General features: G+C 67.3%; 13 protein-coding genes. 5 read left to right on the top strand and 8 right to left on the bottom strand.

Features of this window, described 5'->3' with window-relative positions; genetic code table 11:
- The 3 genes from A6A06_RS40805 to A6A06_RS41580 all read left to right on the top strand — a co-directional run.
- A partial coding sequence (locus A6A06_RS40805; protein ID WP_199930822.1) for an RHS repeat-associated core domain-containing protein occupies positions 1-618 on the top strand: 618 nt, incomplete at its 5' end.
- A 143-nt stretch (positions 619-761) separates the two neighbouring features.
- Complete coding sequence (locus A6A06_RS11425; RefSeq protein WP_199930823.1) at positions 762-1,751, top strand: tetratricopeptide repeat protein; 990 nt, start codon at positions 762-764, stop codon at positions 1,749-1,751.
- Positions 1,752-1,765: 14 nt separating this feature from the next.
- Positions 1,766-1,906, top strand: coding sequence for a hypothetical protein (locus A6A06_RS41580; RefSeq protein ID WP_199930824.1), 141 nt, complete (start codon positions 1,766-1,768; stop codon positions 1,904-1,906).
- Between the two features lie 148 nt (positions 1,907-2,054).
- Here the strand turns inward: A6A06_RS41580 and A6A06_RS11430 are convergent, their stop codons facing one another.
- The 4 genes from A6A06_RS11430 to A6A06_RS11445 all read right to left on the bottom strand — a co-directional run bounded on the left by A6A06_RS11430 (position 2,055) and on the right by A6A06_RS11445 (position 6,457).
- Positions 2,055-3,605 (bottom strand): MFS transporter, encoded by a 1,551-nt coding sequence (locus tag A6A06_RS11430; RefSeq protein WP_242440690.1) that lies wholly within the window; start codon positions 3,603-3,605, stop codon positions 2,055-2,057.
- Positions 3,606-3,647: 42 nt separating this feature from the next.
- Positions 3,648-4,355: a tRNA-dependent cyclodipeptide synthase gene (locus A6A06_RS11435; protein WP_079193955.1), complete on the bottom strand. Its 708-nt coding sequence runs from the start codon at positions 4,353-4,355 to the stop codon at positions 3,648-3,650.
- A gap of 7 nt (positions 4,356-4,362) precedes the next feature.
- Positions 4,363-5,073, bottom strand: coding sequence for a 2OG-Fe(II) oxygenase (locus A6A06_RS11440; protein WP_199930825.1), 711 nt, complete (start codon positions 5,071-5,073; stop codon positions 4,363-4,365).
- Positions 5,074-5,983: 910 nt separating this feature from the next.
- Complete coding sequence (locus A6A06_RS11445) at positions 5,984-6,457, bottom strand: hypothetical protein (RefSeq protein ID WP_073761119.1); 474 nt, start codon at positions 6,455-6,457, stop codon at positions 5,984-5,986.
- Positions 6,458-6,572: 115 nt separating this feature from the next.
- Between A6A06_RS11445 and mdh the strand changes: the two genes are divergently transcribed.
- The gene (gene mdh / locus A6A06_RS11450; RefSeq protein WP_073761120.1) at positions 6,573-7,514 is read left to right on the top strand and encodes a malate dehydrogenase; all 942 of its coding nucleotides are present in this window, start codon (positions 6,573-6,575) and stop codon (positions 7,512-7,514) included.
- Between the two features lie 569 nt (positions 7,515-8,083).
- On the opposite strand, the gene A6A06_RS11455 is transcribed toward mdh, so the two are convergent.
- Positions 8,084-8,923, bottom strand: a complete 840-nt coding sequence (locus A6A06_RS11455) for an IS5 family transposase (RefSeq protein WP_073761157.1) — start codon at positions 8,921-8,923, stop codon at positions 8,084-8,086.
- Between the two features lie 463 nt (positions 8,924-9,386).
- On the opposite strand from A6A06_RS11455, the gene A6A06_RS11460 reads away from it, so the two are divergent.
- Entirely contained in the window at positions 9,387-9,869 is a 483-nt protein-coding gene (locus tag A6A06_RS11460; protein ID WP_073761121.1) for a hypothetical protein, read from the top strand.
- 283 nt (positions 9,870-10,152) lie between these two features.
- Here A6A06_RS11460 and A6A06_RS11465 read toward each other — a convergent pair whose 3' ends face one another.
- The 3 genes from A6A06_RS11465 to A6A06_RS11475 all read right to left on the bottom strand — a co-directional run bounded on the left by A6A06_RS11465 (position 10,153) and on the right by A6A06_RS11475 (position 11,941).
- The gene (locus A6A06_RS11465) at positions 10,153-10,446 is read right to left on the bottom strand and encodes a hypothetical protein (RefSeq protein ID WP_199930826.1); all 294 of its coding nucleotides are present in this window, start codon (positions 10,444-10,446) and stop codon (positions 10,153-10,155) included.
- A complete protein-coding gene (locus A6A06_RS11470) occupies positions 10,416-10,694 on the bottom strand; it encodes a hypothetical protein (protein ID WP_199930827.1) in 279 nt (92 codons plus the stop codon). The genes A6A06_RS11465 and A6A06_RS11470 overlap by 31 nt, the downstream gene beginning before the upstream one ends.
- A gap of 392 nt (positions 10,695-11,086) precedes the next feature.
- Positions 11,087-11,941 carry a LysR family transcriptional regulator gene (locus tag A6A06_RS11475; protein WP_073761124.1) on the bottom strand — a complete coding sequence of 285 codons (855 nt, stop codon included), beginning with the start codon at positions 11,939-11,941 and terminating at the stop codon, positions 11,087-11,089.
- Positions 11,942-12,501 lie beyond the last annotated feature (560 nt).

A 12,501-nucleotide genomic window follows, 5' to 3' on the forward strand; every position in this document is an offset into this window, starting at 1 on the left:
GCACTCGCCACCGCCCAGCCCGCCTCCGGCGGCCTCGCCGCCGTCACCGGCAAGTCCGGTGGGACGGTGCTGCAGCTGACGAACATCCACGGCGACGTCACCCTCCAGCTGCCGCTGGACGGCACGGCGCCCACCGTGCTCGACCACGACGAGTACGGCAACCCGCGTGCCGGGCAGGCCGCCACCCGCTACGACTGGCTGGGCGCCAAGCAGCGTTCCGGCGAGACGCTCACCGGTCTCACCCTCATGGGCGTCCGGCTGTACGACCCGGCCACCGGCCGCTTCCTCTCCAGCGACCCCGTATACGGTGGCAGCGCGAACGCCTACGAATACGCGGTGGGCGACCCCGTCAACAAGTGGGATCTCGACGGACGATTCTGGGGCATCCTCGCCCGAGGGGCGATCGTCGGCGTCAAGTGGCTGCTGCGCAACGGCAAGAAGACGAAGAAGCTCAACCAGAGGAACAGGAAAGAACACCGCACGGGCAAGAGCAAGAGCAAGAAGGACAAGCATCAGAACGCCGGACGGCACGGCGGGTGGAAGAAGCAGTCCCAGCCCGGCTGGAAGTCGTGGAACGCCAATCGCTCCTACCGGATGGGGCGATTCGGATACCGGTGACAGAAGCACTTCCCCAGGCGCGACTCGGCAGGAAATGAACAAGCCCGCCGGGCGCACCGAAGACTGACACGATGGAGATCCCTGCCCGCCCGGCCCTCCTGCCGGGCGGGCAGGGGCGTACGGCCCGGTAAGGAATGGGTGACGTGGCAAGAAACCGACTGCGAAAAGCCGCCGTGAACGGTGACGGCAAGGCCGCTCTGCAACTGGTCGACATGCTCGTGGACGACCACAGGGAAGAGGAGGCGGTCGAGGTTCTGCGTGCCTGCGCCGCCGCCGGAGGAAAGGAAGTAGCCCTCGCCCTCGCCGACATTCTCGGAGTCAGCGGCGACGAGGAGTACGAGCGGGAAGCGGAAAGCTGGTACCGCATCGCCGTCGAAGAGGGCCTTGACGGTGCGTTGAACGACTACGGAACCTTCCTGTCGGTGTTCGACGACCGGAGCGAGGACGCCGAACGCGTGCTGCTCCAAGCCGTCCGGTCCGGTGACACGCTGGCGTACGGCAACCTGGGCAAGGTCTACCAGGACGAGGAGCGGTACGCCGAGGCGTTGCCCTGGCTGCGCAAGAGCCTGGCGGCCGGCAACACCGGCATTCTGCCCTTCCTGGCGCAAGTGGAGATCGAGCTGGGAGACGGCGAGAACGCCTGGAAGCATGTGCGGGAAGCCATGGAGCACGACCAGGAGGAAGCCCCGCTCGTCTGCGCCCACTATCTGGTGAGATTCGGCGATCGCCACCCCGAGCTGAGCGCCGAGGGAATGTTCCGCGAGGCCGTGGAAAAAGACGACGAGGCCTACTTCCACTTCGCCAACTGGCTCAAGGACGAAGGACGCTTTGACGAGGCGGAAACCCAGTACCGAGAGGCGATCCGGCACGGCGAGGTCAACGCCCACCTCAACCTGGCCAACCTCCTCCAGGACCTGGGGCGGCCGCTGGAAGCGCGGGTCGAGCTGCGTTCCGGAATAGCGGCCCGAGACCCGTGGGCGGCCGTCGCACTGGCGCACATGCTGGCGGACGCGGGACTACGGGACGAGGTGCCGGCCGCCATCAGACAGGCCGAACAACTCGGCTGCCCCCAGGAAGAAATCACCGGCCTCTGGGCGATGCACCACGCACAGCGCCCAGAAGGCGGGACCTGAGACGCACTGAATTCTTGACCCGGTCTTCCGTCTTTCGCCGGCTGCCGCTGAGGGCCGGGTCCGGGATACCGCAGGGGTCCGGGATGCTGCTGGACCTGCTGGCTGCCGAGTTCCACCGGGTGCTGCCGGATGTCCCGAAGACCATAGCCAGCTGACCTGCGGGCGGCCGCAGCCCGGGTCACTGCCCGCGCATGGGCGGCTCGGCGGGCGGGGCAGGACCGGTCGGCCACGCCCTGAACGATGCACCGGGCGTGGCCGACAGCAGGGGCGGCCTCCTCTTCTCGAAGGCCGCCCCGTGTACTGTCAGGCCTTCTTGCGCCGCTCAGTGAGGGTCAGCAGGCCGAGGATGATTAGGGCAGCCAGAGAAGTGCCGACCACCATCCACATCGCCGACTGGGTACCGTGGGTGAACATTCGGTTGAACACATCGGTGATTTCACCCCCGTTGAGGGAGGTGTGCTCCTTGAGCAGCGTGACGGCCCGTTCAGGGTCAGCCACCGCGTCCCGGGTCCAGGAGCCGACGGCGCTGGTCTTGTCCGAAAGAGCATCGGTGAGACTGGCGTTGGCCTGTGTGCGGTAGATGACGATGCCCACAGCCAGGCCGATGGCTCCGCCGAGGTTGTGGAAGGTCCAGGAAGAGCCCATGGCGAGCCCGGCCTGTCGCTCCGGGACCGAGGAGAGGGCGGAGACGGTGGCGGGACCCAGTACACAGCCCCAGGCCACGCCCATTGCGACCAAGGCCGCCACGATGAGGGTGAGCGGGGCATCCGCGCTGAGCCGAGTGAACAGCAGTGCCGAGATCGTGAACACGGTGAACCCGGTGACCAGCAGCTTCCTGGGTCCAAAGCGGTCGGTCAGTCGGCCCACGAACGGAGAGAGTACCGCCATCACCGCAGTGCATGGCAGGAGCATCGCACCGGTGGCGTAGCCGCTGTACCCGCGCACCTCGTCGAGGTAGAGGGGCAACAGGAAGAGGACGGTGGTGTAGAAGCACGCTAAGGCGAAGTCCGACACGATCGCGGCGAGGAACGCACGGTGTTTGAAGAGGCCGAAGCTGATGATGGGGTCGGCGGCGCGCTTCTCCACGGCGTAGAAGGCGAGGAGTGCGAGGAGTGCGAATCCCAGGAGGCCCAAAGTGCTCGGGCTCGACCAGCCCCAGGTGCCGCCGAGGGTGAAGGCGAGCACCAGGGCGGGGATCCCGAGACTGATCAGGATGAGGCCGGGCCAGTCCACGCCGGTGATGCTCTCTTCGTTCCGGGATTCGCGGACGCTGAAGGAACACAGTGCCAGCGCGAGGACGACCAGGGGGACGTTGAGCCAGAACACCCAGTGCCAGCCGGCGGCGGACACGATGACCCCTCCGAGCATTGGCCCGATGGCGAGGCCGACGCCGTTGACCCCGTAGAGAGCACCGATCGCCCGGCCACGCTGGGACTCGGGGAACGCGTTCTGGACGATGGCTCCGGTGGACGTGTACAGGATCGCCCCGGCCGCTCCCTGCAGGAAGCGGAAGGCGATGAGCCACCCCGTGGTGTCGGCGAAGCCCGCGCCGAGAGAGGCGAGTCCGAAGATCACGGTGCCGGTATAGAGGACACGACGTCGGCCGTAGGAATCGGCGAGCCGTCCCATGGTCACCATGAACATGGACAGGGCGACGATGAACATGTTGACGATGAGCTGCAGGTCGGTGACGGTCGCACCGAGGTCGGCCTGGATCTGCGGAGCGGCTGTGTTAACGATGGTCAGGTCGATGCAGCCGAGGAAGCTGATCAGGCCCACCCCGGCGAAAGCCCACCACTTTCGGTCCGGTGGGGCCTTCGTCGCTGTCTTCGGGGCGGTGGTCGATGACGTCACAGTGTCGCGTCCTCTGTACCGGATAGTGATGATGTGAAGCTTTTAGGCGGCTTGCTCGGCAGCGGCAGCCCGCTTCTTAAACCGCAGGGACAACCAGCCGCCCTTTCCTGGGTATTCCTCGGCGACGAACAGCCGCTGAGTTTCGGCCATGGCGGCTGTCATCATCTGTGGGTAGATGACGTAGTCATAACCTTGATGCGCCCACATCGGCATGATAATGGGGCACTCTTCGATGAGGTATTCCAGGCACCCCCTGAACGCCTTCTCGGTGTCCGCTTCGGGGTTGCGCGGCGTGAACCGGTTGATGAACTTTCCGATGGTGGCGTTCACCGCCTGCCGGTATAGCGGATTGTTTTCGTAGGCGTGCTCTATGCGCTGCCTGAATCCCGCATAGTCGGGGTCGGTCAGCGCTTCGTCCCATCGCAGCACCTCGTTGGGTACGCTGAGTCGGCCAAGCATTTTGGCGTTGCGCTCCAGCCAGTCGCCCCCCTCCCGCAGGGAGCGAGTGTATGCCTCTTCGGGCGACAGGCCATGAAGGTTGGACCGCTGCAAGGTGTCAGCGACCGCTATGGTCACCTGCTTGAATTCGCTGCGGTTCAGGAGCTCCACAGTGGCCCGGAGTTTGTCGCCCTCGTGATAGCGCTGGCCGACGCTCACCAGCAGGATGGCTTTGGTGTCGGCGAGTCTGAGTTTCTTGGCCGCTTCCTCGAAGTTCGCCTTGGTGCGGCCGTCGATGATGTATTCGCTCATGGCTGCTTCAGCTCCACAGGGCCAGCGGTCGATCACTGCCGTAGTAGCCCAGGAAGTGCCCCAGGGTGATGCAGGGTTCGTCGCTGGGCGGCCGCACGGCGTGAATCTGGCGGGGGTTGAGCAGCAGCAGGTCACCGGGGGCCGGCTTGATCACCTCTTTCGGTGGGCCCAGCTGGTCGCGTTCCAGCCCCCAGGCACGTTCGCCCTTGAGCTTGTTGTACGTCTCCTCGCCCGGTTCGGTGCCCCATAGTTCGAGCTCGCCGCCCGTCTGCGGGATGTTGACGTAGATGTTGGCGGAGAGCCGTGCGGCCAGTTGGCGGGAATCCACTGCGGGGAGATTGCGTTCCAGAGCATCGGTATGAGGGTTGAGATCCACCCCCTTGTGCTGGTGGCGGCAGATACCGATGAACGCCTTTCGCCCGCCTAAGCTCAGTAAGCTCGCTCCGGGTTTCCAGGTCTCTTCGATGAGGAGTCGAAAGACGCCACTGGGCGAGGCGTACGGCGCGAACAGTTCTCGCATTCGCTGGATGTTGTCACGGGCTTCGGTGTGATAACGCTCACGCGAGGCCTCGTCGCTGATCTCGGAATAGGCGAAGCCTATCCGCTGGAACGAGGTGTCCTGGCTGAGACCTCCCTTGTCCGGATGGTCCAGCAAGTTCTCGCTGGCGTATTGGACCACCTTGCCCGATACGGATCCCGGTATGCGGACGGCCAGCACCGTTCATTCGATGAGCGCGAGGATATCATCGTGAGTTAGTTGACGCCACGCAGCGCGCGCGATAATCGCCATGCCTGCCTTCCAGATAGCACACAGGAAGGGACATCTGCCCGTTTGCAGCACCTCCATAATTGTTCGATGTGCACTACATAGACTTTCGAGAGTCCACGTCGATCGATTACATGGCCGCATTACGCTGCATTAACAGAATGGCGCCTGAAACTACCTGTCCACACCGATGGCGACTTGGCTTGTTCCGTCACTCGTGAGTCGCCCCGTTGCGCCCACACGCGCCCACGCGATCTGCACAGACAGACATGACCTTGGGAGGCACACCGAGGAGTCAAACAATGATGGCTGAAACGATGCGACGCGCTCGCATGGCAGTCGGCTCGATCCATGCGGTTATGTCAATCCAGCAGGACTAGAAATCATCACCCCATAACGAACATCATGGGCATAGGGGGCAACAAGCTTCAGAGACCGGAAAAACTCTGGTGGAAGGGCCACGGACAGAACCGGCGCACCTGCTCACCACCTCGGGAAGGACAAGCCGGGGCCCGGGGCCGGGCAGCAGCGGCCGGACGCCGGTGACATCCCGGGATGGCCTGCCTACCCTCGCAGCCGTCCTTCCCGGCTGTCAGAACGAGCCCTGCACAAGCCGAGGCAGCGTCCGCAACACCGCCTCCGGGCGGCAGATCGCGCACGTGGCGGCCACCTCCGCCCCCCTGAGCCAAGAGCCAAGCGCCGCCCGTCCCGCGTCACGCCCACGCGCCAGCGGGTGCGCTTCTCCGGCGGCGGATCGAGGGCGGTGTAACCCTGGCCCTCGATGGGCTGCGATCGGATGGGGCAAGATGAACGAGACACCCGTGGGCGGGTCCGGGCCAGTGACGACACCAGCCCGGCTCGTTTACCCCGGGCCGTCTTCCTCTTCCTCGTCGAAGTCCGGCATCGGCGCGGGCTCGGCATCGAGCATCCGCCGCGCCGTCCAGTACCGCTCCACCGCGGCGGGATCGTGCACCACCGGCGAAGTCACCGTGGGCTCGGCTGCCGCAATATCCTCCGCCCGGCCCTCTGGCCAGCTTCGGGCGCAGCGTTGCAGGGCGGCGCGTTGTTCGTCTTCGTACGCAATCTGGTGGGCCAGGACGGTGCGGTCGATGTGTGGTTCGACGGCTGCCAGGACCAGGCGCTGAAGTTCTTCCGGGGCCAGGGCTTCGACTTCCCACTGCACAGGGCGGGCGGGGTCGAGGCCGTGGCGGCGGGCGAAGGCCGGCCAGCGCGGGTCACCTTGTTTGCCCTCGGCGGCGGGCAGGCCGTAGGCGAGGACCTGCTCGTAGGTCAGGGCGACGCGTTCGACCGTGGTCCAGCAGCCGGTGCGGGCCACCGAGGGCGCTCGGTGGTCGCGCGGTACCGCAGTCCGTGAACAGCTGCTAACTTGACGAACTGTCACTGCGCGTCACGACTGCCGAGCCAGCGGTAATCGAGATGAGGAGCGCAAGTTGAAGATTGCAGTTCTTGGTGCGGCCGGCGGTATCGGCCAGCCCCTCGCTCTCCTGCTCACGACCCGGCTCCCTGCGGGTTCGGAGCTTGCGCTCTATGACATCGCCCCCGTCACCCCGGGCATTGCTGTCGACCTCAGTCACATACCCACCGCGGTCAAGGTCAAGGGATTCTCGGGGGAGGACGCCGCCCCTGCCCTGCAGGGCGCGGATGTGGTGATGATCTGCGCGGGCGTCTCACGCAAGCCGGGCATGGACCGCTCCGACATCTTTCACGTGAACGCGGGGATCGTCGCGAGCCTCGTCGGGCAGGTCGCGACACATTCTCCGACGGCCTTGGTCGGGATCGTCACAAGCCCGGTGAACGCCACCGTGCCGATCGCCGCCGCCGTCTTGGACAACGCCGGTGTCTACGACAAGAACAAGCTGTTCGGCGTCACCACCGTGGACGTCGAGCGTGCCACCACGTTCGTCGCCGAGATCAAAAACCTTCGGCCGGAGGACGTCTCTGTGCCTGTGATCGGCGGCCACTCCCGCATCACCGTTCTCCCGCTGCTCTCACAGATCTTGAACGTGACGTTCGATGACCCGGAGGTCAGCGACCTGACCCGTAGGGTCCAGAACGCGGGTACGGAGGTGGCCGAGGCCAAGGCAGGTGGCGGGTCGGCGACCTTGTCCGTGGCGCATGCCGCAGCCCGCTTCACGATGTCCCTGGTGCGCGCGCTGAAGGGTGAGGCCGGCGTGGTGGAATGCGCGTACGTCGAAGGCGGCGGCTCCCACGCTCGGTTCTTCGCACAACCGGTGGAGCTGGGGACCAGCGGCGTCACCGCGATCAAGGGCATCGGGACTCTGAGTTCCTTTGAAACGAACGCCCTCAACGCGTTGCTGGACGTGCTGCACAAAGACATCCGCCTGGGCGAGGAATTCACCTCAAAGAGCTGAGCCCGGGTGCCGCGTCCGGCGACCTCGTTCGGCAGGGTGTCCGAATGTGCGCTGATCTCGTTCCGGACGGCAAGGACGCGGCGCCGGCCTTGTCGAACCGACCGCCTGGGTGCTCACCAGGGTGTCCACTGCCCCGGCCAGCCGGTCAGATGGTGGCGGCCGCCGTAGGCGAGGACCGTCTCGGTCACCGCGATACCGTGCGACCCGAACCGGCCCTGATCCCCCTGGCCCCGGTACCGGCCCTCGGGCGCGGCGGCAGTTCGTTGCCTTCAGCCAGAGCCTCCATCCCTGCCGGGGTCAGGTTCCAGATCGGGTCCCGGCCCGTGCTTACCGTTCGTCTCCGCCAACCTGGGTCTTCAACGGCTGCATCGCCCTGCGTACGCAGGAACCAGCCGTCCGAATCCTCCGCCGTGACGACCTGAGCCACCTGCCGGACCGCCGCCATACGCACACGCCCCAGCATCCGCAGAGCCTCCGCACGGGCCCGGGACGCAGTAGGAGCAGACCTTGTCCCGGTCGCTGACGCTTCCTGAGCGTTTGGTCCTGTGGTGGGTGTCTGGTTCCGGGGGTCAGGTTCCGCGCCAGTTGGGGGTGGTTTCGCCGGTGAGGCGGCGGGCCATGAGGTCGGTCATCGCGAGCTGGATCAGGGCTTCGCTGCGGTACGGATGGGTTTCGTAGTCGCGGACGAGTCTGCGGTGGTGCACGAGCCAGCCGATGCTGCGCTCGATGGTCCAGCGCCGCGGAATGATCACGAAGCCGCAGCGGCCCGGCGGGCGGGCGACGGGCTGGACGTCGATGCCGAGCCGGGCGCCGTGGTCGATGGCGCTGGTGCCGTAGCCGGCGTCCACCCAGGCCTTGGTCACGCGCGGGTGGGCCGCGGCGATGCGGGACAGCAGGGTGGCGCCGGCCGCGGTGTCGGACACGCCGGCGGCGGTGACCAGGACGGTCAGCAGCAGGCCCAGGGTGTCGCAGCCGAGGTGGCGCTTGCGGCCGATGATCCGCTTGCCGGCGTCGGTGCCCTGGCCGGAGCGGTGGACGTCGGCGGAGGTCTGGACGGTCTGGGAGTCCAGCACGCACGCGGACGGCTCGGCGCCGCGGCCCTCGGCCTCGCGGACCAGGCGCCGCAGCAGGCCGGTGAGCCGGGCGAAGACGCCGTCCCGTTGCCACTGGGCGAAGCAGCCGTAGACGCTCTGGTGGCGCGGGAAGTCGCGGGGCAGGTAGCGCCAGGGGACGCCGGTGCGGTCGACGTAGAGGATGGCGTCCATGAGGCGGCGCAGGTCGTGCTCGGGCGGGCGGCCGAAGCCCAGGGCGCCTCGGCGGCGCCGGGCCTGCCAGGCGGTGAGCACGGGTTCGATCAGTGCCCAGCGGTCGTCGGACAGGTCGCTGGGGTACCCGTCGCGCGGGGTCATCTCGTGCATGTACCGCGCGGCGGTCGGCTTGGCGAGGGGCGCAGGACCACCGACCGCCCCGTCCGGGGAGGAGACAGGAGGTGCCGGAAGGAAACACGCCTGTGCTGTCACGCCTCCCACCGACCGGCTCACCGGTCCCTCTCGCCTCGACCCAACGCACCGCCCAAACCTCAACAAGAAGCGGTGAGACAGGACCAAACCCTCAGTAAGAACCCGTCTTCGAACCTCTGTTGACTTCTCGCGCGCGCCACGAGGGAGAACCTCGTACGCACGGGGCCCTCCGCGCGCAGTGGCCCGTCAGCGGTCATGCGAAGAGTTCTCGGGTGCTCCGCGCGCCGCGTCTGTGCGCCTTTGCGGGACGGGCCGGGGGGCGGAGCATACCGGTACCGGGCGGACCGGAGTTCCCTTCACAGCCGCAGGCGCCGTGTTCCGGCCGAGTTTCTGCTGAGGAGGACCTGCATCGGTGTTAACGACACTCATCACTGCCGCCGTAGCGATCGTCGCCACCCTGCTGGGTTCAGTCGTCAGCGGCCGATTCCAGGAGCGCGCCGCGGAGCGCGCGGTGCGCGCCACCCACGATGCGACCCTCCGCCGCGAACAGCTCAGGGCGGTCACGGAGCTGGCTTGTGCGGTCAGCACCCACCGCACGGCGATCTGGAAGCGGGGGGACGCCGTCCTCCAGCGCGCCAGCGACGAGCGGATCGATGAACTGCGCACCACGGGACATGACACTCGCGCCCTGGTCGCCCACCCGCTGACCGCGCTGCGCGTCCTCATCGAGGATCAGGGCGTGCGCGCCGCCGCAGACCGCATGATCGCGCTGACCTACCAGATGCACGGTGCGTGGTCCAGCAGGGACGGACTGACCTCGGCACGCTTGACCGCGGTGGCCGCGCATGATGCTTTCGTGGACATCGCCGGCCGCTACGTCCGCAGCCCCGTATAGGCGACGCATCGGCTCGATCTCCAAAGCGTCGTCCCCCACTTTGAACCGGATCTTCGTCTCGTCCAGCACGAGCTGCCGGTCCCCGGCCACCAGCTCCTCGTACCGCTGGAGCCTGGCACTGCCGACCTTGGTACGTGCAGGCATCAGGCCCCCCCCGCTGCCGGGGCGTCGACTCTCCCACCGGCGGCAAGCCCCGGCCCCGCACCACGAGCTCTGGGCAGTGAGAGGCCGTGCAGGCACGGCCGGCTGAACGGGCACCGCCGGCCCGGCCGAAGCCGACGGTTCAGGGGATGACGCGGATCACCGTGATCACCGGAGGGTCGATGCCGGGCCCTTCGGAGACGAGATAGCGCACCGTCGCCCAGCCGGCGACGAACGCGACCCGGTCCCACGGTCCCCCGCCCAGCGGCCGCTCGATCGAGGTACCGCCGTGCGGATCGGTGCCGAGCTCCGCGGTGATGCCGACCAGCACCTCCTGCGCGAGCAGCTCGCCGAGGGCCAGGAGGTCGGCGCGGGCCTGCGCGCTGAAGGTGATCCGGTACGCGCTCACCCGGCGGTGCCGTTCCGCCGCTCCCATTCCTGCAGCGTGTACGCCTGAAGCGTCCCGGCCGCGGCCTGCCGCACCTGCTCGTCACCGCGGCCGTCGGCCGCCTCGATCGCGATCCCCCGCCACAGGCCCAGCACGTGCGCCCGCTCACGCAACGCCGCGTCCTTGAGCGCCTGGTCGAACTGCTCGCGCATCGCGGCGGGCAGGGCTCGTCGGATCTCGGCCGCGCTCCGGGGCCGCTGTGGCCCCGGCGGCGGCTCTGCCGGCTGTGCGCTCACGACTTCCTCCGATCACCGGTCGACAGGCCGGCCGGCTCGCCACCGTCCGGCCCACTGCCACGCTAGCGCCACCGCCGCCCTGCGGAGAGCCGTTCACAGCACGCTGCACCCGGTCTTCCCGGACCTGCATCCGACCACCACGGCCAGGACATGCGGACGCACAACGGAACAGCCCCCCGGAACCAGACCCCGACAGAGCCGACAAGCCGACTTCAACTCACCTGCCACCAGCCGGCTACACCCGCCGACCGACCGCCACCACCCTTCTGCCCGATCGGCACCCCAGCTCCTTGACTCCCCGGATCGCCCCCTGAAGAACTTCCAGCCGAAGGACTACCCCTTCTGTACATAAGTTGTCGGCATTTCCGCACACCCGTCAGTCGGCTTCGCCCTCACATCTGCAGTTCGTCGGCCGCCCGCCAGGCCTGGTCGGCGAAGCGTGCGGCCTGCGGGTGGGCGCCGTGCGAGGGATGGGCCAGGTAGGCGGGGACGGTGGGTGCGCCGGTCAGTGGGACGAGGCGGACGGAGGGGTGGGTGTAGCGGCGGGCGGCGGAGACCGGTGCCGTGCCGACGCCGAGGCCGACGGCCACCTGCTCCAGCCACTCGTCGAAGTTGCGGCACTCGTCGCCGACCACCGGCCGGCGGCCGGCGGGCCACATGTCGGGGAAGGTGGTGCCGCTGACGGTGTTGATGATCAGCGGCAGGTCGGCGAGCTCAGCCCAGTCGAGTGCGGTGCGTTCGGCCAGCTGCCAGCTCGCGGGGACGGCCGCGATACGGGGCTCCTCGTAGAGGAGGACGCTGCGCAGCCCTTTCGGCAGCGGCGTGCTGCGCAGCAAGCCCAGATGTGTCTGGCCGGTGTCGAGTCCGGCATGGGGGGTGTCGCAGCGGACGAATGCGACTTCGACCCCGGTCTCCTCCGTGAACCGGGCGGCGAGTCGCGAGAAACCCTCGGGTAGACCCCAGTTGAACCCGATGCGCAGTTTCTCCCCATTCTGTAATTCCTGCAGCACCGAGTCGAGCTGGCGCAGCAGCGGGGCGACGGTCTCCTGCAAGGTCCTCCCTTTGTCGGTCAGCTCCGTTCTGCGTGTGCTGCGTTCGAAAAGCCGTACCCCCAGGGACTCCTCAAGGGCCCGGATGTTGCGGGTCAGGGTCGGCTGGGTGAGATGCAGACGATGACTGGCGGCGGTAAACCCTCTTTCTTCGGCTACGGCCAGAAAACACCGCAAATGACGCAGGTCGATGCTCATTCGCCAAGTGTATAAGTGACGCAGCAATGGCATTTCTCCACTCTCGGCAAAGCGCCTAGTCTTCTTGGTGTCGCCGAGCGGACGGCACGCCCCGGGAAGCCCGGGCGCAGGCCGGTAGCCTCGGCGGGCAGCCATGTACTTAACGGGGGTTAACGTGCGGGAACACTGGCGTGCGCCGTCAATCGGCGTAGCGCAAAAATTGCCCAAAGAAGAAGCAAAGAATTTCGTGGCCGAGCGGACCATCTGCCGGGCACCCGCACCCGAACGCCCTTTCTTCGCGGCCTTCGAGAAGTTTTCGTAAATAAGTTGCCGACCGTCACCCATTGATGGTTCAAGGTGCGGTACGGCGGCTGGGCGATTCGCCGTGATGCGGTGCGATGCGTCGTCGCGCGCCGGTGCCGCAACACCATCCCGCCGGTGACTGCCGCCCGCTCGTAGTTGCTTTCTCAACTTTTGTCGCCGCCTTTCCGGCCCGTCCTGTGTTCCGCCCGCGTCAGAGCGGGTCGTCGCGGGTCAATGCCGACCGGGCTCTCCAAAATGCCCGTTTTCTGTCGTACCAC

This window comes from Streptomyces sp. CB02923, assembly GCF_001905005.1.
Classification (GTDB): Bacteria; Actinomycetota; Actinomycetes; order Streptomycetales; family Streptomycetaceae; genus Streptomyces.

Excerpts from the sequence above, each read along its gene's own strand:
- A6A06_RS11435 (WP_079193955.1), bottom strand. The coding sequence starts at position 4,355 with ATGAGCGAATACATCATCGACGGCCGCACCAAGGCGAACTTCGAGGAA.
- A6A06_RS11455 (WP_073761157.1), bottom strand. The coding sequence starts at position 8,923 with ATGACCCCGCGCGACGGGTACCCCAGCGACCTGTCCGACGACCGCTGG.
- A6A06_RS11465 (WP_199930826.1), bottom strand. The coding sequence starts at position 10,446 with ATGGGAGCGGCGGAACGGCACCGCCGGGTGAGCGCGTACCGGATCACC.
- A6A06_RS11475 (WP_073761124.1), bottom strand. The coding sequence starts at position 11,941 with ATGAGCATCGACCTGCGTCATTTGCGGTGTTTTCTGGCCGTAGCCGAA.